Below are 22663 nucleotides of genomic sequence, written 5' to 3'. Positions count from 1 at the left end.
ACCACCTTACCCACCGGCGCACGAATGCTGGAAAACATGGAAGAATAGAGCCATGACTGAAAATAATTCCGCATTACTCGATAACACCGAGGTTCCGGACAAGGTATCGCTCGAGGGTCTTGAGGATCGCTGGGGCAAGGCTTGGGCCGAGAACGGCACCTACCGCTTCGATCGTGACACTGAGCGCGCTCAGGTCTATTCGATTGACACCCCACCTCCTACCGTTTCTGGTTCGCTACACGTCGGCCACGTGTTCAGCTACACCCACACCGATACGGTTGCGCGATACAAGCGTATGCAGGGAATGAATGTCTTTTACCCGATGGGTTGGGATGATAATGGCCTGCCTACTGAACGTCGCGTACAGAACTACTATGGCGTGCGTGTTGATCCGTCATTGCCGTATGTTCCAGATTTTGTGCCACCGCATGATGGTGGCGATGGCAAGTCGATCAAGTTCGCTGACCAGATGCCTATTTCCCGACCAAACTTTATCGAGTTGTGTTGGAAACTGACCCAAGAGGACGAGCAGCAGTTTGAAGCGTTGTGGCGTCACCTTGGCCTGTCAGTCGACTGGGAGCAGAATTACCAAACCATTGGTTCTAAGGCACAAAAGGTTGCCCAGGCTGCTTTCATTAAGAATCTTGAACGTGGCGAAGCCTACCAGGCACAAGCCCCGGGTCTGTGGGATATTACCTTCCAGACCGCAGTTGCCCAGGCTGAGTTGGAAGCCCGCGAATACCCTGGCGCATACCATTCACTTGCGTTCCATCGTACCGACGGCGGTGACGACGTCGTCATTGAAACCACCCGCCCAGAATTACTGCCAGCTTGTGTGGCACTTATTGCTCACCCAGACGATGAACGCTACCAAGAATTGTTCGGCACAACTGTTACCTCACCAGTCTTCGGCGTCGAAATTCCAGTCCTACCTCATCCACAGGCAGAGATGGACAAGGGTGCGGGTATTGCAATGTGCTGTACGTTCGGTGACGTTACCGACGTCGTCTGGTGGCGCGAGCTGGCGCTGCCAATGCGCTCGGTGCTTGGCAAAGATGGTCGTCTGCTGAACGAGACCCCAGAGTGGATCACTACCCCGGCAGGCGTTTCGATGTACGAAGAGATGGCTGGCAAGACCACGTTCTCTGCTCGTAAAGCACTTGTCGAAAAGTTGGCGGAAACCGGTGAAATGCTTGGTGAACCAAAGCCAACCACTCGTATGACGAACTTCTTCGAAAAGGGCGATAAGCCACTCGAAATCGTTACCTCCCGTCAGTGGTACATCCGCAACGGCGGTCGCCCGCATGAGGATTCCAACGGCAAGGATCTGCGCGATAACCTCTTGGCTCGCGGTGAGGAAGTTGCTTTCCATCCTGACTTTATGCGGGTTCGCTACAATAACTGGGTTGAAGGTTTGAACACTGACTGGCTCGTGTCCCGTCAGCGTTTCTTCGGCGTTCCGTTGCCATTGTGGTACCGTGTCACCGAAGCTGGCGATGTTGATTACGACGACGTTATCGTTCCGTCTATCGACCAGCTCCCGATCGATCCAACCACCGATGTTCCTGAAGGTTTCACTGCGGAGCAGCGTGGCCAGGCTGGCGGCTTCGTTGGCGAAGTTGACATTATGGATACGTGGGCGACGTCGTCGTTGACTCCACAGATCGCTGGCGGCTGGTTAACTGACGAAGATCTATTCGCCAAGGTTTACCCGATGGATGTTCGCCCACAGGGCCAAGACATTATTCGTACCTGGCTCTTCTCCACCATGGTTCGTGCCCATCTCGAATTTGATGACGTCCCATGGAAGCATGCTGCTATCTCAGGCTGGATCTTGGATCCGGACCGTAAGAAGATGAGTAAGTCCAAGGGTAACGTTGTGACCCCGATGGGTCTGCTAGAAAAGCATGGTTCGGACGCGGTTCGCTATTGGGCGGCTTCGGCACGCTTGGGTACTGATGCAGCTTTCGATGAGCAGCAGATGAAGATTGGTCGTCGCTTGGCGATGAAGCTTCTTAATGCTTCGAAGTTTGCGTTGCAGATGGGCGGCGCTGGCGTGAAGGTCGATCTCGATTCTTCTGCGGTCACCGAACCGCTCGACCGCGCTATGCTGGCTGAGCTTGCTCACGTGGTTGAACAAGCAACTCAAGCATTCGAGAACTACGATCACACTCGAGCACTTGAAATCTCCGAAACGTGTTTCTGGACTTTCTGCGATGACTACCTCGAGCTTGTTAAGGATCGCGCATATGACCGGGACGGAAAGTATGCTGCCGCTGGCCATACCGATGCAGTACGCTCTGCACGTGTTGCGTTGAACCTTGCAGTGGATACGTTCGTTCGTTTATTCGCTCCGATCCTGCCATACGCAGCTGAGGAGGTCTGGTCATGGTATCGCACTGGATCTGTTCATCGTGCACAGTGGCCATCGATTGTTCCATTGGCTCAAGCTTCTGGTGATGCCGATCCAGCTACCTTACACGTTGCAAGTCAAGCGTTGGCAGCACTGCGCAAAATTAAGTCGGAGAATAAGGTCTCGCAGCGTACCTCGTTCCACACTGTCACGCTGACAGTTCCGGAACTTGACGAGGCGAAGATTGCTGCAGTTAGCTCCGATATTGTTGCAGCCGCTCACGTAGATGGCCAGTTCGTCGTCGAAACAAGCGATGTGGAAACACCGACTGTGACGGCTTATGACCTAGCTGAACCAGAGCCAAAGAAGAAGTAATCTTTCTATTCAAATACGAGCCCGGCATTGACGTTACATCGTGCCGGGCTCGTGCCATAATATGGCTATGTGCGTCGCACGCAACACACGCAATATCCTCCCCCTTCACAAAAACTTACGGTATCGTAAGAATGGTTAAGCGTTCCTGAAGGAGGACCTCCGTGAGCAAGTATATTGAAGATGAAGGCGTAGCATTCATTCCTGGCCTAGTAAAAATATCCGATAATATGACCGTCCCGTCCACTATTCGACGCTATGGCGAGGAACGATCCAAGCACGTCGTGATTGAACGCAAGTCAAATCTCGGCAATAACTGGGTGCCCGTCACATGGCATCAACTCATCGAAGAGGTACGCTCCTTAGCACGTGGCTTTATCGCCATGGGTGTACAGCCCGGCGATTGCATCGCGATTATGGCCCACACGTCATACGAATGGACGCTGTTCGACTTTGCGATTCAATTCGCGGGCGCCCACGCTATCCCGATTTATGAGACCTCATCAACGGCACAAGCAGAATGGATTATCCAAGACGCACACATCCGCTTTGCGATCGTGGAAAACCAGGGAATGTACAACGTTCTCGCACCAATTTTGGCAAAGTTTGACCATTTTGAAGACGCTTTCGTGATCAGCGAAGACGCCCAAGGGAAAATCTCTGCCCGTGGAAATATCGAGGACGATCACATTATCGATGAGCGTATCGATGCGATCCACGCGGACGATCTGTGGACTATCATTTACACTTCCGGCACAACTGGACGCCCTAAGGGTGCGGAGCTCTCGCATCGTAATGTGTTGCATGTGGCTATGAATGGACCGACCGATGAAGGTTTGACGAACGTCATCTCATATAAAGGATCCCGTACACTTTTATTCTTGCCACAAGCGCACGTCTTTGCTCGATTCATTAACCTGGTCGCAATGATTGGTAACGCCACTGTTGGATACTGTGGCACGAAGAATCTCGTAGCTGATATGCAGTCGTTCAAGCCAACTTTCATTTTGGCAGTGCCGCGTATTTTCGAAAAGATTTACAACTCGGCCGATTCAAAGGCGGGTAAAGGTATCAAACTGCGGTTGTTCCGTACGTTTGCTAAGGTCGCTATTAACTATTCACGAGCACAAGGAACTGCTAAAGGCCCGTCAGCGAAGCTCACTGCACAGCATCGGCTGGGCGACAAGCTCGTTTATTCGAAGTTGCGGGAGATCACTGGCGGCAAGTTGCGCTACGCTATTTCTGGGGGCGCACCGCTGGGCGAACGGCTTGGCTCGTTCTTCCGTGGCATCGGGCTTACCGTGTTGGAAGGTTATGGTTTAACTGAGACCTCTGCACCAACAACAGTCAACCGATCAAACTATATGCGCATTGGATCAGTTGGCCTACCCTACCCGGGATGTTACGTTAAGACCGCCGACGACGACGAAATTCTTATCAAGGGCGACCACGTGTTTCAGCGTTACCATAATAATCCGGAGGCTACGGCTGCTGCATTTACGGATGACGGCTGGTTCCGTACCGGCGATATTGGGCGAATCGATGAAGATGACTTCGTATGGATCACTGGACGCAAGAAAGAACTGATCGTTACCGCAGGTGGAAAGAACGTTGCACCGGCTGTGTTGGAAGATCGGCTTCGTTCCCATCCGCTAATTTCACAGGTCGTTGTTGTTGGCGACAAGAAGCCATTTATTGGGGCTTTGATAACGTTGGACGCCGAGGCTTTGCCACAGTGGCTTATGAACCACAACTTACCGTCAATGACAGTTGCCGATGCTATTAGCGATCCACAGGTAGTAGCTGCTGTTGACCGCGCAATAAAGCGAGTCAATGAGCGAGTTTCACGTGCGGAGTCTATCCGTAAGTTCACTATTCTTCCTACAGATTTCACTGTAGGTAACGGATACTTAACGCCGTCGTTGAAGGTCCGACGCAATGTAGTGTTGGAGGCGTTTGAAGACCATATCCGAGAAATTTACGGCGAGTAGGCTCTAGAAAGTGTGCTCGAAGTGTTGGTTAAAGCCCTCTACAGAAGGAAACACATCTGTTGACAGCACACTTTGCGAGAGGGACTCATTAATATAGTCAAGGCCGTAGCGCACAGCACCCAAACAAATCGCTCGAGACCCAAGTTTCGATACTGATACTTCTGGCATGATTGGACAGATATCCATTAGATTGTCGATAAAGCGCGTCAGATATCGGTCTGCAAAGGTGGAGTACTTTCCACCAAGGACTACGTGTGATGGCCCCAAAGCTAGTATCATTGCGGCAGTTCCAAGAGCGAGAGCGTCAGCGAAATCGTCAACGATTTCCCGTGACTGTTGATCTTCATAATACTTCGAAAAAATCTCAGTCCTACTGGGAATATTAGTAGTTTCATAGAGTTGCTGAACATAAGTACCCGCTTCAATCTCACGCCACCTTAGAGGCGCAAGTTCCCCAATAAGCCCAGCCGCCCCAAGATAGCCTCGATGAATTCGCCCATTAATAATAGCTGCAGCTCCAGTACGCTCTCCTGATAAAACATAAACGACGTCGTCATGCCCAACTGCAGCACCTTGCCACGCTTCTCCTAAAGCACCAAGAGCACAATCACCTGCGACAATTGCTCGTCGGCCAAATGCTCGGGATACCTCGCTGACGATATTGCGACCTTGCCATCCAGGCATCCCAGACCCACCGAAATAACGGACAATTCCATTATCGATAACTCCAGGGGACGCAACTGCACACAGTGTAATATCTTCTTTCGACAATTCTGCCTTTTTTATTACAGTTAATCCAGTGGCGCTAGCACGTTCAAGACGCTCTTGTGCTGGAAGGTCAGGGGGAAGCTCTATCGTCTCCTCAGAGATAACTTCACCACGCAAATCAGAAAGCATCGATGTGCAATGATGAGCACCAATATCCAACCCCAGAACATAGACTGTTCGTGAGTTGACCGTCCATCGTATCGCCGGCCTTCCAAAGGATTTATCAGGCTGAAGTTGAGTAAGCCAACCAAGTTTATTTAAATCATCTACAATACTTTCCGCCGCTGGCCGAGTTACACCAATATTGCTAGCAATAGCACTAATTGCGTAGGCGCCACTAACAAGTTGTTCGTAGGTGGCAAGAAGATTGACACGGCGCTGGACTCGGCGGGTTGCCCCTTGAATAGATTTAACAGTTGACATACATAAGAAACTAACGTAATAATGTAACCACGGCAAGTCGAACACTCCGCAAATCTTAGCAACGAAGCTACATCAGTATATTTGGAGATCCGATGAAGTTTATGTCCCCTAAATCCACGAAACACCCCTACCCACCTTACGGTAGCCATTTCAGTAGACCAGGCGAAGGCCGAGCTGCAATTATTTTCCTCGCACCAGCAGTTATCGGATTTCTGATTTTCTACTGCATTCCAATCATTCGTGGTATCCATATCTCTCTAACTGATTGGAACTTGTTAGAAGAACCCACATGGGTAGGACTTGACAACTATAAACGCCTGATCGAAGATGCAACATTCCTTAATTCCATCAAAGTCACCTTTACTTACGTTATCGTAAATATCACCACTCAAACCATAGCTGGCCTAGGCATTGCCTTATTGATGCAAAAAGTCTCACAGTCTACCCTCATCCGGTCGACGCTCCTTCTACCCTGGCTAGTCCCTAATGTCACTATCGCAGCAATTACATTATTTATTCTCGATCCTACCGTAGGACTACTCAACCACCTGATCGGCTTACTTGACATTGGTCCGATATCGTTTTATGGCAACTCAGATATTGCCATCTATACTGTGGCATTAGTTAATTCTTGGCGAAATATGGGTTACACCGGTCTCCTGCTCTTTGCCGGCATGCAAACCATACCAACAATGATCTACGAAGCTGCCGAAACCGAAGGAGCCTCAACATGGCAAGCTTTCCACCATATTACCCTCCCCCTACTGAGACCCATTCTCGTGCTAGTAGTTGTGGTTTCAATGATTGGCTCTTTCCAAATCTTCGACACTGTTTCAGTAGCCACTTCTGGCGGGCCTGGCAACTCGACACGAGTCATATACCTTTACATTTATCAAAAGGCTTTTGAACAATTTGACATGGGCTACGCTTCTGCGATGGCCGTAGTTCTTATGCTCGGACTTATGCTCTTAACCATCATTCAACTGCGTTTGGCTCGCTCAAACGAATCCGATCTGGATTAATCTCAATACTCTCAACAGGAAGAAGTGATGACAATGACGTCGAAGAAACCAACCACTTCCCGCATTATAGGCTGGGGTATTCTTATCATGCTCATCGTTGTAACGCTATTGCCGTTACTCTGGGCCTTACGAACTGCATTGACACCAAACTCGGAGATTTTTTCGGGTAACTACTCTGTAGTACCTGATAACGCAACGTTCATCAATTTCCGGAGAGTATTGGGAATGACAACTCCGGAAGAAAGTATCGCAGCTGGTGGCACCGCAGCTACCATCAATTTTTTGCTCTACTTAAGAAATTCAATTCTCTTCGTCGTCATCTTAGTGTGTGCTCAAGTAACAACTTCTACAATGGCCGCCTACGCACTTTCACGTCTACACTTTCGCGGACGCGACACTCTGTTCGTAGTCTTGTTAACTGCCTTGATGATTCCCCCAATTTTCATCGCACTACCGAATTTTGTTCTTATGGACCAACTCGCGTGGATCAACACTTTCCAAGGACTTCTTGCACCGTATGTGCTGATATGCCCCTTCGGCATTTTCTTTTTACGCCAATTCATGCTCTCTCTTCCCCGGGAAGTCGAAGAGGCCGCCATGTTAGACGGAGCTTCCCGTTGGACTGTTTTTCGGAAAATGATTGTTCCAATGAGTTCTGCACCAATCACCACGTTAGCCATTATCCAGGCAGTGTTTGGCTGGAATGAATATATGTGGCCACAGTTAATTGCCAAAGCTGATAACGTTCGCTTATTAAACGTCGCTCTATCTGTTTTTGCTCAATCTTCCCCTTCGACCCGACCAGATTGGGCCGGCCTTATGGCAGCTGCAACACTACAAATCATTCCAATGTTTATCCTCTTATTGCTCTTCGGCAAACGGCTAGTAAACTCACTAGGTTTAACAGCCGCCAAATAATATCAACGTTTCAATCTATTCATTTAACTATTGATCGACAGTGACGTCGAAAGAAAGGAATCATTATGTCACGGACTAATATGCGCCTCGGAGCAATCGTTGCCACAGTCTGTTTAAGCCTCGGAGCGTGCGCTAATGGAACACCGGTGTCCGGAAACAGTGCTAATACAGAAGGCAATTCAACGGAAGTTACCTATCGACTGTGGGATTCCGGCCAGCAAGCAACTTACCAGAAATGTGCGACAGCGTTTGAAAAAGATACTGGCATTAAAGTCACGATCGAGCAACAAGGCTGGGATGATTACTGGAAAAATCTGACAACTGATTTTGTCTCTGGCACTGCCCCTGATGTGATCACTAATCATGTTCAGTACTATCCAGAACTTGCTAGCAAAGGACAACTACTAGACCTTAATACATTCATCCATGATGGAGATATCGACTTTAGCCAATACACTGGTGATTTAGCTTCACTATGGGAAAAAGACGGTGCTCGCTACGGCATTCCACAAGACTGGGATACCATTGCACTAGTTTACAATACCCAATTAGTCCAAGAGGCGGGCATCACTTCGGACGAACTGAAAAACCTCACCTGGAACCCACAAGACGGTGGCACATTTGGAAAACTCATTGCTCACTTAACAGTTGATGAAAATGGTAAACGCGGCGATGAACCAGGCTTCGATAAAGAACATATTAAAGTTTATGGTTGGGGTTTGGAGAAAGGTGGCGGAATTGTCGGACAGGGGCCATGGTCTTGGCTTGCCCTATCAAATGGTTTCCAATATCTCGACAAAAACCCATTTGGCACTGAGTATCAGCTAGCTGACCCCAAGCTAGCTGAGGCATTAAGCTGGTGGCAAGAACAGATCGCTGCTGGCTATGTCACTCCCTTAGAGATCGCTGGTCCGCTAGGTTTAGAACCGATGATGGAACAAGGAAAAGCAGCCCTAGTACCAGATGGATCATGGCGGATCAATTTATGGTCTTCATCGGAAAAGAATACATTCGGCTTCGCTCCCCTTCCTATTGGCCCACAAGGACGTAAAACAATCATTAACGGTTTAGCGCCTTCTATCACCAAGCAAGCAAAGAACCCCGAAGGGGCCTGGCTATGGGTAAAATACCTCACATCAGACAAATGCCAATCCATTGTTGCCGATGACGCGACAGTATTTCCATCATTAAAAGAGTTCTCTACCAAGGCAGCTGCAGCGCACGAAAAAGCAGGGCGTGATGTCTCAGCCTTTACTGAAATAACCGAAAACCCAGCAAATCTTGCATACTACCCCATCACTGATAAGGGAAATGAAATTGGTGCTGAGGGTCAAGTTGTTATTGATGAAATAGAACAACTATCAGTTAAACCACGTGAAGCTCTCAAAACCTTAAATGAGAAAGTCAATCAAATTTTAGCTGATACGAAATAACGGTTTGGCGGGGTGAGGTTTACTATATACAACGTTAATCTCACCCCGCTGGCTTATAGGGGTACACCATGGCAACGACAGTAGATTATCGTTCATTTGGAATAGATATCGATAACGCGCAAAAAGTAGCAGGCGGATATATAATTTCAGCGCGCAAATTATCATTACCTCACCCATGGGGAAACACTGAATACTATCGTCACGGCTGGAATTCATGGACTCCTACCCGCTGGTGGTCTTTGGACCGGAAACCTTGGCGTATCTGGAATAAACCAGATCGTAGCCTCACAGCCGAGGATATAACCACTGATAGCACGACACTTCATCGCAGCGCTATGGTGACTGCTTTAAATGGCCCGGACGGACAAACATTTTTGATAGGTGCTATTAACACCTCGGCACCACTTTTGACGATCTCCACCGAGAGAATCACAGCTACCTGTGAAGGGGAACATGCTCAGTGGTTTGTGGCTTTAGGTAATGAACGCGATGTTTTTAACTCCTACATCGCACAAATCGTTTCATTAGAAAATATGCGCCAACCGCTTCATGTAATGGATACTTGTGGCCCTATGTGGTCTTCTTGGTACTCATGGTTCGAAGAAATCACTGAAGAAATCATTATTTCCGAAATTTCACCAGCTAAAGAACTAGGGTACGGGGCTATTCAAATTGATGATGGTTGGCAACAGAGTGTTGGCCATTGGAATCCCAATACAAAATTCTCTCACGGGATCGCCGATATAGCTGCACAGATTCATGACGCTGGAATGAAAACTGGGCTTTGGATAGCACCATTTATTGCAGTATCATCGGCACCCGTTATTGAACGCTTTCCAGAACTCTTTCTCCATAATGATGATGGCAATCTAAAACCTGCCGGATATAATTGGGGACAATATTACTACACACTCGATTTTGCTAACCCTCTTGCGCACGAATGGTTAGCGGACACTATGAGCCGTCTTGTTCATTGGGGAATCGACATGTTCAAACTCGATTTCCTTTATGCAGCATCAATCAGTGGTCAACGCACCGGTGACATGTTACGTGAAGATGCGTATCGGAAAGGTTTAGAAACAATACGCAATACTGTTGGCGATGACGTTTATCTACTAGGTTCGGGTGCTGTTATTAACGCATCATTCGGAGTTCTTGATGGAATTCGAGTCAGCCCTGACACTGCACCATATTGGGATAATGTAGAACGTGTTAATGATCCTTCTGGGCCTTCTGTGCTTAATGCCTTGCGCAACTCCCTCAGTAGGACATGGCTGAAAGCAGCAATTGACTGCGACCCAGATGTCGCCTATTTTCGAACTCGCGGCTCACTACTATCGCCAGAAATCAATACGTTAACTGGCCAGGCAAGCTTAATATGCGAATTCCCACAAAGTTCATGTCCATCCACATGGTTGACTGATCGCGAAAAAGAAGCGGTGCGTCAATGGATTAATCGCGCCAGACAACGCCCAAAAATTCAACAAATTAGTCGCTATGAATACACAATTGATCAAGACCTTGTTCGCTTTGGCGACTACCTGCATCCAACAGGGCGAATCTCTGATCGCCTTCTTGTTAAATGAAGCCACTAATGCACGATCTTTGAAAGGAAAAAAATAATGCGAGTAAATACCATACTGGCACAATCACTCACAAGTTTATTGACATGCACAACAAGTATACTATTACCCTATTGTGATATATCAAGAACCTCAGCAGAGTCAAATAACGATTATCCGGTGTCTAATTATGCACAAACTGTAGAACCCGAAACTTTTGAACTGGAAACAGAGCCACCACAAAAAAGCAAACTCATTCTTACTGCGTCTGCCGAATTTAATGGCACGGCACTTAATCCATATCTTTTTACCGATAATTATCTACCGCATTGGTCTACATCTGCTGGAACCAAAGCAAACTATGAAATTTCCAATGGGACACTTAAGCTTCGTGTTACGAAAGATCAACTACCCTGGGATCCAGTTTATGATGGTTCAACACGTGTATCTTCCATACAAACATACCAAAAAGACTACTTACATAAATGGACTGGATACCCAGATATTGCTCAACATACCGAAGCATTCCGTGGACATTTGCAAAAATATGGATACTTCGAATTGCGCGCCAAAGCCGCCAATGGCGGTGGTGTTCACAGTGCATGGTGGATGACTGGCGCCAACCAAGATTTGCCAGAAGGGAACAATGGCAAATCACGTCAGAATGGCGAAATTGATATTTTTGAGATCTTAGGCCGACATAATGCTTCCACTGCACAGTCAGCAATCCACCCATGGGGCGACTGGCTTCACTTATTTCCATGGACTTCAAAAATATCTACCGGGACCGATCTTTCAGCAGACTTCCATACCTATGGCTTTGAGTGGAAACCCACTGGGATCAAAGTATTTATTGATGGCGAACTAAAATATTCTTCATCGATGTCACCTGCATACCCGATGCTTACCTATTTGGGTGTGTATGAAAAACGTGAAAATAATTCTTGGACTGGTCCCTTTGACCCTAATATTGCTTACCCCAAAGAATTTGAAATTGACTATTTTCGAGCATACCAATTTGTTCCTGAAACGCTACCCTATCAAATAGCTACGATGGATGGAATTATGCGTGGAGAAACAAGAGTGGATTCGAATTCTACCCGGTGGATCGGTGGAACTTCAAATGACGTGACACTTAATAACGTCTATGCTCCAGTCGCCGGAACATATAACATAAAAGTTGAGTATCGTAGTGGCGAGCACCGAGATTTATACATGTTCATCAATAATGAGAAAACAGAACATTTTACTAAGCTATCAACCGGATCGTTTTCGGGTGCCTTTAAGACAGTAGAGGCTCGTGTTAACCTCCAACAAGGTTGGAATACTCTGACTTTAAGCAATCCTCTAGCGCCAGCACCTGACCTACGAAATATTACGATTAGTGAGGCTTCCTAGTCTATCCGACACGTTTGAAGGTTTGAGAAATATACCTAAGCCATTTTGCTAGTTTTGCAGGTCATGCACAAATAGATATGAAGATTTCTAAATCCTGAAATGCTCCCTAAAAATTTGGCTCAAGAATTGGGATCTTCTTCTAGGGAGTATTTCTATGTGTCTTCATCGAAACTATCGGGAAGTGTACCGGCTATAACGGGAAACGAACGAAGGCAACCTACTACCCTCCGACGACGAGAAAGGATTGTTGTGCCCAACCTACCCGACGCACAAACTGTCTGGGTTAACACCCACACTGCCAAAATAGGGCTACGCAGTCTGCCCTTGGGCGCCGCGCAATACTAATCGCGGTTCCGCAGTACCAGTTACGACGTCGGCATCGATAACTGCACGTTCTACATCATCACGTGAAGGTATCTCGAACATCAGTTCACGGAGTAAATTCTCCATAATAGAGCGCAATCCGCGGGCTCCTGTACCACGAGCAATTGCTTCTTCCGCTATCGCCCGTAGCGCTTCCGGGGTGACGTCGAGTATGACCCCGTCGAGGGCGAACATTTTTTGATACTGCTTTAAAAGAGCGTTCTTCGGGGTGGTTAAAATTTCTACAAGGTCATCAACGGTGAGTTCTTCAACGTTTGTGATGATAGGGAGACGTCCAACGAGTTCTGGGATAATACCAAATTTATGCAGATCTTCTGGGGTTACTTCACTAAAGACTTCGGTTCCACGGTCAGCATCATGTAATTTCGCACCAAATCCGATTCCCCGGCGGCCGGTACGCGATGAAACAATATCTTCCATTCCAGCAAAAGCACCCGCCAAAATGAAGAGCACATTAGACGTGTCAATTTCGATGAACTCTTGCTGTGGATGCTTTCGTCCGCCTTGTGGTGGCACGGAAGCGACTGTGCCCTCGATAATTTTGAGTAGCGCCTGCTGCACTCCTTCACCAGAAACATCACGGGTGATCGAAGGGTTTTCTGATTTACGTGAAATTTTATCGATTTCATCGATGTAAATTATTCCCCGTTGGGCACGTTCAGTATCGCCTTCAGCTGCTTGGATAAGTTTGAGGAGAATATTTTCTACGTCCTCACCGACATATCCAGCTTCTGTTAGTGCAGTCGCGTCTGCGATAGCAAATGGCACATCCAGCATCTTTGCTAATGACTGTGCCAGATAGGTTTTTCCAGTGCCGGTTGGGCCCATAAGCAAAATGTTAGATTTCCCGATCTCAACATTTTCTTCAGGCATTTTCGTTTTGAGGGAAGAACCCTCTTGGGAACGAATCCGCTTGTAGTGGTTGTAGACAGCCACGGCTAAGGTGCGCTTTGCACGTTCTTGCCCGACGACGTATTCATTGAGGAAGTCGAAAATCTCAGCCGGTTTTGGGAGCTCTTTTTCTTCATGCGGTTGGGCATCATTTCCGAATTCCTCTTCAATGATTTCATTGCACAGTTCAATACACTCGTTACAAATGTAGACACCTGATCCGGTGATGAGTTTGCGCACTTGGCGCTGGCTTTTTTGGCAGAAGGAACATTTGAGCGTATCTGCCGCATCGGCCGTGCGTGTCACGGGAGTCTCCATTCGTTGTGTTTATTCGGCTGTTTCTATTCCACACTATATTACGTGCTGTGGGAAGTGTTTGGGATTGTGGCGTGTATTGACGACGACGGGGCCAAACATTGATGCTTAACCCCGCCGTTTGTCTCCTGCATGACAGGTATATGCTCTATTGTGCTAGTTGTGGATCTACGGCCTTACGCGAGGTAAGAACTTGGTCAACTAGTCCATATTCTTTCGCTTGGGTGGCGGTAAGGATCTTATCGCGAGCAATATCCTTTTTGATAATGTCACGGTCCTTGCCACTGTGGAAAGCGAGAGTATCGATTAGCCAGTCATTCATACGATCGATTTCGTCAGCAACAATGGCAATATCGGAGGCTTGGCCTTGAACGCCTTCCATTGCTGGCTGATGAATAAGAATACGGGCATTTGGCAACGCCAGACGGCGGCCGGGACTTCCAGCCGCTAGCAATACTGCCGCAGCCGAAGCAGCTTGACCCAAACAGACAGTCTGAATCTGCGGTTTGATGTATTGCATGGTGTCATAAATCGCGGTCAACGCGGTAAATGATCCACCTGGCGAATTGATGTACATGGTGATTGGCGATTCTGGATCAATCGATTCGAGTACCAATAATTGGGCCATGACGTCATCAGCGGAGGCATCATCGACTTGCACGCCAAGGAAGACAATACGGTCTTCAAAGAGTTTGGCGTATGGATCTTGACGCTTGTATCCGTATGGGGTACGCTCTTCAAAATTTGGAAGAATATAGCGGTTTGACGGCATTTGTGGCGCACTTCCACCGGGCATCATAGACATCTGATTCGGGTTCATTGCGTTAATCATGTGCGTCTCCTTCCTCAGTTTTCTTGATTTTCAGTCGCTGAGTGGTGCATTCCGCCGCCACCAACAACAGATGATGAATCTTCAATAATGTGGTCCACGAAACCGTATTCGAGTGCTTCACGGGCAGTAAACCAGTGATCCCGATCCGAATCTTCAAGGATTTGTTCAACACTCTTACCCGTATGCTTGGCATTAAGTTCGGATAGTTCTTGTTTCATTTGTAAGATCAGGTCCGCATTAATCCGGATTTCAGTTGCAGTTCCACCAGCACCGCCGAGTGGCTGATGCATGAGAACACGAGTGTGCGGGGTGATGTACCGCTTGCCTTTTGCTCCTGCAGTAAGTAAGAACTGCCCCATGGAAGCAGCTAATCCCATACCTACAGTTGCAACATCTGGCTTAATGTATTGCATGGTGTCAAAAATTGCCATACCGGCAGTTACTGAGCCGCCAGGCGAATTGATGTAAAGGTAGATATCCTTTTCTGGGTCTTCTGCTGCAAGAAGAAGGAGTTGAGCACAAATAATATTTGCGTTTTCGTCCTTGACCTGATCGCCGAGCCAAATAATGCGCTCTTTGAGGAGCTGGTTGTATATCGAATCACCGAGTCCGAGGCCGTTTGCACTGCCTCCGGCGAGCTGTGGCGTGGTAGTCACGTATTCCCCTTTGTTGTGGCGTTAAACCATAAATGTGTTTCATAGTAAAACCAAAATATGGTCTTACATATTCCATATAAGAGATTACCTTGATTTTGCTGGTGTTACATAGATGCGTTCGCTAGTGGCGTGGGAGAATAACCTTAAAGCAATCATGGTAATAGCAAAAATCTCATCCTGATGCGTTTCAGTTTGCACTATTGCCACGATTGTCATTCGCACATCGCACTGCTCCCAATAAAAAAGGAGGACCACGCTTATCGCGTAGCCCTCCTTTTTGTTAGTTATCAGGCGAGAGCCATAATGGTCTTGCGAGCTTTTCCAGCCTTTTCAGCTTCGAGCACGCGTGCCTTTTCGGCTTCATCGGCAGATTCGAGGTAGGCAATAACTTCATCTACCTTGTGTGCTGCTGGATCAAAATCGCCAGCTGGAGCTTCGGCCTTCTCAGCCTTCTTTGCAGGCTTCTTCTCTGGCTTGTCAGCCTTAGCGGATACCTTTACCTTCTTCTCTTGCGCAGCGAAGTCTGGAACAGTCTCACCTTCTGGAGCTTCACCTAAAACCTCAGCCACATCAACGATGGTTCCGTTCTCATCTTCAACCTTTGCTAAGCGCAAAGCAGCAATAAGACCCTTGTTACGGGCGATTTCACCGGCGAATGCGCCAATCTGGTTGGTTTGTGCGGCAGCTTGGATGAATTGATTTGGATCCATGCCGTACATCTGCGCTTGAGAAACGAGGAACTCAATTAGTTCATCTTGTGCAACATCGACGTTGAACGCCTTGGCATAGGCATCAAGAAGGAGCTGGGTACGCAACGCTTCTTCAACTTCGCCACGGATTTCTTCACCGTGAGCGTCGTCTGCTTCCTTACCTTCGCGCTCTAGGTGGCTCTTAACTTCTTCGTCAACAACTGATTGAGGAAGCGGGAACTGAACTGCTTCGAGGAGTGCCTCAGACAGCTTCTGAGTTCCTTCGGCAACTGCGTCATTACCCTTGTTCTTAGCAACGGTCTTGCGCAGATCTTCCTTGAGCTCATCAATGGTGTCAAATTCGGAGGCGAGCTGTGCGAAATCGTCATCAGCTTCTGGAAGTTCAGATTCCTTCACTGAGTGAACAGTGATTTTAACGTTAGCGTCTTCGCCTTCATGAGCACCGCCCATGAGCTTGGCAGTGAATTCAACTTCATCGCCAGCCTTTGCGCCAGTGAGAGCTTCATCCTGCCCCTGGAGCATGTTGCCATCACCAATCTTGTAGGAGACACCGGCAACATCGTCAATCTCTTCGCCATCAATCGTAGCAACCATATCAATGGTGACGTGATCACCCTTAGCGGCTGCCCGCTCAACGGTGGTCAGGGTAGCGAAACGCTCACGAAGTGCATCGAGTTCGGCGGTTACGTCGTCGTCAGAAACGGCAACGGAGGAAACCTTAACTGTCATCATTGCTGGATCAGCAAGAATGATTTCTGGGCGAACATCAACTTCGACAGTGAACTTCAGGGCTGTTTTATCGCCCTTGCCCTTCATCTCTGGAACTTCGTCAATGGCGATTTCTGGGCGTGACATCGGGAAGAGATCAGCTTCGGCAACAGCTTGCTGATAGTACTTATCCATGCTGTCATTGATGGCTTGTTCAATAATGTAGCCTTTACCGATCTTCGCTTCGAGGATGCGGCGTGGGGCATGGCCCGGGCGGAAGCCGGGGATGTTGACCTGCTTGGCGAGAGCCTTAGCAGCCTTTTCGTAGTCTGGGCCGAATTCTTCGGCAGTAACTTCGACGGATAGCTTGGCGCGGGTCTCGCTGAGGTGCTCAACGGAATTCTTCACTGGGATTTCTCCACTCACGTATTCGGGGGCCGTGGCCCGTTGGGTTCGCCATTTTGGTAGGCGAACGTCTGTCAGAGGCGCAGAGCTTGTTTTCGAGCTATGACGCAACGACGCCGAAGTGGCTCGTTGCGTTTGCGCATACTGTTCCATCATAAAACATGTCGGCGGTTAGGTCTGCATTGTTAGGGAATGAAGGTAAACACAACTTAGGAAAGAAAAAGCCCGAGAGTTACCGTATTGGTGACCCTCGGGCTTAATGATGGTCGGGATAGCGGGATTTGAACCCACGACCTTCCGCTCCCAAAGCGGACGCGCTACCAACCTGCGCTATATCCCGTGCTCTAAAAACTTTAAAGGAGTTTGATAGAAAATTCTAATCGACGTCAATCTTGAGGCTCAGATCACGTTAGTGGAAAAAATTTTGCAGTCCTTCCCTACCCTTGCTAAACTCATTAAGTCAGTTTCGGCTGGCAAAGCGAGTGTAGCTTAATGGTAAAGCCTCTGCCTTCCAAGCAGATGACGCGAGTTCGATTCTCGTCACTCGCTCTTTTCATACCCAAACATGGAATTACGTAGGACTGCATAAACGGATAGCATTTAGCACCTCCACATTAATCGTTTGCAGTAAGTACCGATTGTGGAAGATATATTTCCCATAGACGCCATCATGATTGTGACGTAAATCATAGCAGCCTCAACGCAGTCTGAGAGTTAGCTGGGAATTTCCTGATAATGCAATGATCTGTCGGCGTGTCGCTCACTCGACTAACGAGAAAATCTAGTATTTAGACCTTAAAATCGCTACCAAAATCTATTTTTACCTAGCGCCCATAGCAAATGCGAATTACAGTTATTCCTGAACCACTTAACTAGTAGCCAAATCTTTCAACGGTTGGCTCTATGATTTTAGGAGAAGTTATTAAATGAAGAACTTCAAGAAGGCCGCCGCATTCGGTCTCGCTTTCGCGTTCGCCGGTTTCGGAGCTGTCGCACCTGCATTCGCAGCAAACGAAGATCTCGAATCCGCTGTTCGTACCGCTCAATTAGACGTCGACTATTTCTGCACCGAAACTGCGCCGACATATGACATGGCGAAGTGCGCAATTGCTGAAGATGATCTTGCCAAGGCTAAGAAGGCCCTCGAAGACGCAGCTGCAGCTCCCAAGCAAGAAGAAGCACCTGCAGTAAACGACAATGTCCATAACGCACAAATTGATGTTGATTGGTTCTGCACCGAAGGCACCGAGTACTACGACATGAAAAAGTGCAAAGATGCGCAGCAAGCACTCGAGGACGCCAAAGATGCTGGTAAAGAAACTACAGCACCATCTGGCGACTCTGTAAAGAACGCTATCAAGGACAAGGAACTCACTGCCGAGTGGAAGTGCGCAGAGGGTTCTGAGTACTACGACTTCAACGAGTGCGCAAACCTCAATGCTGACCTCAAGGATCTCCGCATCAAGGACGCACTGCTTGACATCGACTGGTTCTGCACCGAAGGCACTGAGTACTACGACATGGCCAAGTGCGCAGACGCCAAGGATCGCCTCGCAAAGCTTCCTGGCGCAACCAAGGTTCCAAACTCCGCTCCAACTGTTGATGACTCCAAGGAAGCTTGGCCAATGGAAGAGCTCACCCCAGCAACTGAAACCACTCCAGCAATGAAGCTCACCCCAGCCAAGAAGGCTGCCGAAGAAGCAAAGAAGGGTGAACTTGCTAAGACCGGTATCGCAGCAGGTGCCCTTGCTGGTATCGCAGCTCTTTCCACCCTCGGTGGTGCTGCTGCTATCCGTCGCCGTAACGCCTGATTTCAACTTTGCTAGTTTAGTAGAAGTACTAAACTCAAATATCTGAACACAAAGGGTGCCCCCGTAGAAAACCTGCGGGGGCACCCTCATATATCTAGTCACCTGCTAATATCAGCGAGATTCCTTAAATTCCACCCGTTGGCGAATAACGGGATCATACTTTTTCAATACCATCCGATCGGGCGTATTACGCCGATTCTTTTTTGTCACGTAGGTATATCCCGTGCCGGCTGTTGACACTAACTTAATAATTGGTCGAACATCTGCTACTTTTGCCATTTCCTTCTCCTTACAACTCTCCACTGCGAATCAAATCAGCTACAACCGATTCAATTCCACGCGAATCAATCGTTTTAATCCCCTTCGTACTCACCGTAATAGTGACCGTGCGCTTCAGCGACGGAACATAATACCGTTTCGTTTGCAGATTTGGATTAAACCGTCTACTTGTCCTTTTATGCGAATGTGAAACCGTTTTCCCGAACTGTGGTTTACGGCCAGTAACTTGGCAATATGTAGCCATCAACTTTGCCTTTCTCTGACTGCCGAGGTTGCTCGCAATGTCATTGCTTTTGACACCAACAAGGAATTTACGAACTAGATCGCCCTTCACACTATGCAACGATGGCCAAACTATCCATATTCCGTTCCCCCCCTCACACATTTGAGAACCGCTCTCATTAGAGAGTTATGTAAGTTTAGATTGCTCCATAAAATAATTGCAAGTGACGCCCGTAACTAAAAAGCAAGAGCAGCCATAACAGCACATAGGCCTCCCAGCACTGCGGCATGAAACCGCCAGTGAAAAACCAGCACTGCTGCATACTCACGCAAAAATGAAGTAGGAAAAAACCAAAGCACTGAAGGCGCGCCATAAACCGGCCAATCCAACCTTGCACGCCGCGCCAACCCACGCGTACGCAAAACATGATAATTACTCGTTGCTACCACAACTTGAGCATTCGGATTTACATCCGCAGTAATTAATTGAGAACTAAAGCGAAGGTTCTCCTCCGTCGTCGTCGATGAATCTTCTAAAATAACACGCATATATTCAGGCACCTTACCTGATAAATAACGTGCCATCGCAGCCGCCTCGGAAATAACTTCATCCGCGCCTTGGCCCCCAGAACAAACAATGGCGTCCGCTCCCCCAGCCAACGCAAGCTGTAGCCCGCGATCCAATCGGGCAGCCAGCAAAGCACTCACTCGCTCCCCAACCAAACCCGCACCCAAAACCACAACAACATCACAACCCGCGGCTATATCACCATGCGAATTTTTCCGAGCATGCACCATAAATGCACTAAGCCCCAGTCCAAGATAGCCACCAATAACGACGATGCAACTCACTCCAACAACCGCCCACGATGGCATCCGCTCAACATACAAGGCGAAACTCAACAACGCAGCGAGCCACATCAATACGCCACCGGCAATAATAAGAGTTCCTGTTGTGCGCCACCGACGTGGCTGAACCAAGCGCCAACAAGCCCATGCCACCAGCACAATACTGGCGCTAACACACGCCATTATCACCCACATGCCACTCATCGAACGCGTCACCTCATTCACTATCGACGTCTTAACATAGTGCCATAAAAACAGCTCAAAAAGCACTTCTTACAACAAAAGGTGGGGATACACTAGGAAGAGCGCATCCCCACCTCAGGTGTGGCATAAAAGGTTATTATCGTCGCAAGTTACTCAGCCTGGGCGGACTTAACTGCCGCTGCCACTTTCTCATGAGCATCCCAAATCTCTTGTGGCAAACGATCAAACTGCTCCAGATGCTCACGCCGTGCTTGAAGTTCACGAGCCCAAAGCTCTGGATCAATCCGCAAGATCTCAGCAAGATCCTCAAGAGAACCGGTAAAGCCATCAAGGTTGAGCTCTTCAATGGTGGGCACGATGCCAACTGGTGTTTGAGTTCCCTTTGCTCGGCCTTCTTTAAGATCTAACAGCCATAACAGCGCACGCAGATTATCGCGGTAGCCTGGCCAGCGGAAATGTCCATCTTCTGGATCACGCTGGAACCAGTTCACATGAGCGAAGATAGGTGTGTCTTTTGCTTGACCGATAATCTTCAACCAATGTGCGGCATAATCACCTTCTGGGTAGGACATAAATGGACGCATAGACATCGGATCATACCGTAAAACGCCTTCTTTGCCTTCGGCAGCAAAGGTAGCCTGCACGCCCATCGTCAAACCGTCGTAAACGCCTTCGGCAATGTCAGTTATTGCACGAATAAGCGGTTCACGGTCCGCAACACGACCACCAAAAATAATGGCATCAATTGGAACACCTGCTGGCGCATCGTAATCTGGCGCAATATTGGGAACATTTGCCAAAGTTGTTGTGAAACGCGAATTTGGATGCGCCCACTCATCACCTTTAGCATCAGAACGCTGACGTTCTACAGGACGATCTGCAATTGGTTCACCCTTCCAATCGAGCCACCCGGTTACGTCTTCTGGATATTCCGGAGTCTTGCCTTCCCACCACAGCTCCTCCGTTTGCGGATTGTATGCCACATTCGTGAAGAGAGTACGAGTTCCGGGAGCAAGTGACTCCATCGCAGTCGGGTTAGTATCCCAGTTAGTATCCTTAGCAACGCCAAAAGCGCCGAACTCGGGATTCATGCCATAGAGACGGCCATCTTCTGGATCTACACGCAACCAGACAATATCATCACCATAGAAGTAGACTTCATAACGATCACCCAGGGCTTCCGGGGCGAGCATCATAGCAAGATTTGTTTTTCCCGACGCCGATGGGAAGCCACCACAAACATAATAGGTGCGATCTTCCTGCTTATCCTTAATACCGATAAGCATAAACTGTTCACCTAAGAATTCTCCGGAGAACCAGCCATCAAAAGATCCTTGGCGTAGCCCGTGTGCAATCTTGCCCAGTAATGCGTTTCCACCATATGACGAGCCGTAATGCAAGATTGTGCGATCGTCAGCAACAGTAGCGAAAAGTCGCTGATCATCCGCCGTACCTTGGCCAAGGTTTTCCAAATCACCGGTAACGTGGACGGCACGCACAAACATTGACGGATCGGTGAGATCATTCAAATATTCGACGCCAACTCGCGCCATCCGAATCATATGAATTGCAACCGTGCGATTATCAGTAAGTTCAACTCCGCGGGCGTAATCTTCGAGTGGAGATCCCACTGGAGCCATCAAATATGGCACCACATACATCGTCTTACCACGTGATGCGCCACGCATATGCTCAATTTGACGCTGCGTAACTTCGGAAGCATCGCGCCAGTTGTTGTAGACCCCAGCATCTGAGGGACGATGAGTGGCAACCACGGTACGTTCTTCGGACCGAGCAGTGTCCTTGTAATAGGAACGCGAATAATACCGATCCTTACCTGCTGGGAAAATTTCTCCAGCAGCGAGTGCTTCATTTACGATGCGTTCATCATCAGCCGCATTAATAACTTCGATGTTATCTGGCTGAGTTATCTCTGCCCAGTACGCGACGTACTCTTCAACCACTTTATTGTGTAGTCCAGCCGCCTGGAGAATTTCTGGAATGTTCATCTTTTACCTTTCCCGTAACGGATTAACGCAAGTGTTTGTATATGCCGAACATTTTTATTTGCACATACCGAACATCATAATGCATGATCATTCCCTTATGCAGGACTAAAGAAACAGATAGACTACACGTACCGATACACGCGAGAGG

At 48.2% G+C, this 22663-nt stretch carries 17 protein-coding genes and 2 tRNA genes; 9 read left to right on the top strand and 10 right to left on the bottom strand.

What is annotated here, in order from left to right; genetic code table 11:
• Positions 1-52 precede the first annotated feature (52 nt).
• Both valS and HC352_RS02720 read left to right on the top strand, forming a co-directional pair.
• Entirely contained in the window at positions 53-2728 is a 2676-nt protein-coding gene (gene valS / locus HC352_RS02725) for a valine--tRNA ligase (protein ID WP_168917470.1), read from the top strand.
• A 161-nt stretch (positions 2729-2889) separates the two neighbouring features.
• A complete protein-coding gene (locus HC352_RS02720; RefSeq protein WP_168917469.1) occupies positions 2890-4716 on the top strand; it encodes an AMP-dependent synthetase/ligase in 1827 nt (608 codons plus the stop codon).
• A 3-nt stretch (positions 4717-4719) separates the two neighbouring features.
• Here the strand turns inward: HC352_RS02720 and HC352_RS02715 are convergent, their stop codons facing one another.
• Positions 4720-5907, bottom strand: coding sequence for an ROK family protein (locus tag HC352_RS02715; protein ID WP_168917468.1), 1188 nt, complete (start codon positions 5905-5907; stop codon positions 4720-4722).
• Between the two features lie 92 nt (positions 5908-5999).
• On the opposite strand from HC352_RS02715, the gene HC352_RS02710 reads away from it, so the two are divergent.
• The 5 genes from HC352_RS02710 (at position 6000) to HC352_RS02690 (ending at position 12240) form a co-directional block, all read left to right on the top strand.
• Positions 6000-6929: a carbohydrate ABC transporter permease gene (locus tag HC352_RS02710; protein ID WP_231700088.1), complete on the top strand. Its 930-nt coding sequence runs from the start codon at positions 6000-6002 to the stop codon at positions 6927-6929.
• Positions 6930-6962: 33 nt separating this feature from the next.
• The gene (locus tag HC352_RS02705; RefSeq protein WP_211080701.1) at positions 6963-7847 is read left to right on the top strand and encodes a carbohydrate ABC transporter permease; all 885 of its coding nucleotides are present in this window, start codon (positions 6963-6965) and stop codon (positions 7845-7847) included.
• A 65-nt stretch (positions 7848-7912) separates the two neighbouring features.
• Positions 7913-9280 (top strand): ABC transporter substrate-binding protein, encoded by a 1368-nt coding sequence (locus HC352_RS02700; protein ID WP_168917466.1) that lies wholly within the window; start codon positions 7913-7915, stop codon positions 9278-9280.
• A gap of 68 nt (positions 9281-9348) precedes the next feature.
• Complete coding sequence (locus HC352_RS02695; protein WP_168917465.1) at positions 9349-10866, top strand: glycoside hydrolase family 36 protein; 1518 nt, start codon at positions 9349-9351, stop codon at positions 10864-10866.
• A gap of 156 nt (positions 10867-11022) precedes the next feature.
• Entirely contained in the window at positions 11023-12240 is a 1218-nt protein-coding gene (locus HC352_RS02690) for a family 16 glycosylhydrolase (protein WP_168917464.1), read from the top strand.
• Positions 12241-12549: 309 nt separating this feature from the next.
• Here the strand turns inward: HC352_RS02690 and clpX are convergent, their stop codons facing one another.
• From clpX to HC352_RS02665, 5 genes are all read right to left on the bottom strand, one after another.
• Positions 12550-13821 carry an ATP-dependent Clp protease ATP-binding subunit ClpX gene (gene clpX / locus HC352_RS02685; protein ID WP_369801257.1) on the bottom strand — a complete coding sequence of 424 codons (1272 nt, stop codon included), beginning with the start codon at positions 13819-13821 and terminating at the stop codon, positions 12550-12552.
• A gap of 157 nt (positions 13822-13978) precedes the next feature.
• Positions 13979-14662 (bottom strand): ATP-dependent Clp protease proteolytic subunit, encoded by a 684-nt coding sequence (locus HC352_RS02680; protein ID WP_305792418.1) that lies wholly within the window; start codon positions 14660-14662, stop codon positions 13979-13981.
• Between the two features lie 14 nt (positions 14663-14676).
• Positions 14677-15318 carry an ATP-dependent Clp protease proteolytic subunit gene (locus tag HC352_RS02675; RefSeq protein ID WP_168917462.1) on the bottom strand — a complete coding sequence of 214 codons (642 nt, stop codon included), beginning with the start codon at positions 15316-15318 and terminating at the stop codon, positions 14677-14679.
• 287 nt (positions 15319-15605) lie between these two features.
• Entirely contained in the window at positions 15606-17144 is a 1539-nt protein-coding gene (gene tig / locus HC352_RS02670) for a trigger factor (protein ID WP_168917461.1), read from the bottom strand.
• A gap of 260 nt (positions 17145-17404) precedes the next feature.
• Positions 17405-17481: transfer RNA gene (locus HC352_RS02665), tRNA-Pro, on the bottom strand.
• A 138-nt stretch (positions 17482-17619) separates the two neighbouring features.
• Between HC352_RS02665 and HC352_RS02660 the strand changes: the two genes are divergently transcribed.
• Positions 17620-17690, top strand: a tRNA-Gly gene (locus tag HC352_RS02660).
• Positions 17691-18067: 377 nt separating this feature from the next.
• On the top strand, positions 18068-18952 hold the full coding sequence (locus HC352_RS02655) for a hypothetical protein (RefSeq protein WP_168917460.1): 885 nt from the start codon (positions 18068-18070) through the stop codon (positions 18950-18952).
• Between the two features lie 111 nt (positions 18953-19063).
• Here the strand turns inward: HC352_RS02655 and rpmG are convergent, their stop codons facing one another.
• The 4 genes from rpmG to HC352_RS02635 all read right to left on the bottom strand — a co-directional run bounded on the left by rpmG (position 19064) and on the right by HC352_RS02635 (position 22515).
• Positions 19064-19231: a 50S ribosomal protein L33 gene (rpmG, locus tag HC352_RS02650; RefSeq protein WP_168917459.1), complete on the bottom strand. Its 168-nt coding sequence runs from the start codon at positions 19229-19231 to the stop codon at positions 19064-19066.
• Positions 19232-19241: 10 nt separating this feature from the next.
• On the bottom strand, positions 19242-19475 hold the full coding sequence (gene rpmB / locus HC352_RS02645; protein WP_168917458.1) for a 50S ribosomal protein L28: 234 nt from the start codon (positions 19473-19475) through the stop codon (positions 19242-19244).
• Positions 19476-19690: 215 nt separating this feature from the next.
• Entirely contained in the window at positions 19691-20527 is an 837-nt protein-coding gene (locus HC352_RS02640) for a YdcF family protein (RefSeq protein ID WP_168917457.1), read from the bottom strand.
• A gap of 128 nt (positions 20528-20655) precedes the next feature.
• Positions 20656-22515 (bottom strand): phosphoenolpyruvate carboxykinase (GTP), encoded by a 1860-nt coding sequence (locus tag HC352_RS02635; RefSeq protein ID WP_168917456.1) that lies wholly within the window; start codon positions 22513-22515, stop codon positions 20656-20658.
• Positions 22516-22663 lie beyond the last annotated feature (148 nt).

The organism is Arcanobacterium buesumense (assembly GCF_012563545.1).
Classification (GTDB): domain Bacteria; phylum Actinomycetota; class Actinomycetes; order Actinomycetales; family Actinomycetaceae; genus Arcanobacterium; species Arcanobacterium buesumense.
Note: the sequence above shows the minus strand (reverse complement) of the source record. Positions and strands in the feature narration are given on the sequence as shown.

Bases quoted from the DNA above. Each gene is read 5' to 3' on its own strand.
- HC352_RS02700 (WP_168917466.1), top strand. From the start codon at position 7,913: ATGTCACGGACTAATATGCGCCTCGGAGCAATCGTTGCCACAGTCTGT.
- HC352_RS02710 (WP_231700088.1), top strand. From the start codon at position 6,000: ATGAAGTTTATGTCCCCTAAATCCACGAAACACCCCTACCCACCTTAC.
- rpmG (WP_168917459.1), bottom strand. From the start codon at position 19,231: ATGGCAAAAGTAGCAGATGTTCGACCAATTATTAAGTTAGTGTCAACA.
- HC352_RS02655 (WP_168917460.1), top strand. From the start codon at position 18,068: ATGAAGAACTTCAAGAAGGCCGCCGCATTCGGTCTCGCTTTCGCGTTC.
- HC352_RS02635 (WP_168917456.1), bottom strand. From the start codon at position 22,515: ATGAACATTCCAGAAATTCTCCAGGCGGCTGGACTACACAATAAAGTG.
- HC352_RS02680 (WP_305792418.1), bottom strand. From the start codon at position 14,662: ATGATTAACGCAATGAACCCGAATCAGATGTCTATGATGCCCGGTGGA.
- valS (WP_168917470.1), top strand. From the start codon at position 53: ATGACTGAAAATAATTCCGCATTACTCGATAACACCGAGGTTCCGGAC.
- rpmB (WP_168917458.1), bottom strand. From the start codon at position 19,475: ATGGCTACATATTGCCAAGTTACTGGCCGTAAACCACAGTTCGGGAAA.
- HC352_RS02705 (WP_211080701.1), top strand. From the start codon at position 6,963: ATGACGTCGAAGAAACCAACCACTTCCCGCATTATAGGCTGGGGTATT.
- HC352_RS02715 (WP_168917468.1), bottom strand. From the start codon at position 5,907: ATGTCAACTGTTAAATCTATTCAAGGGGCAACCCGCCGAGTCCAGCGC.
- HC352_RS02695 (WP_168917465.1), top strand. From the start codon at position 9,349: ATGGCAACGACAGTAGATTATCGTTCATTTGGAATAGATATCGATAAC.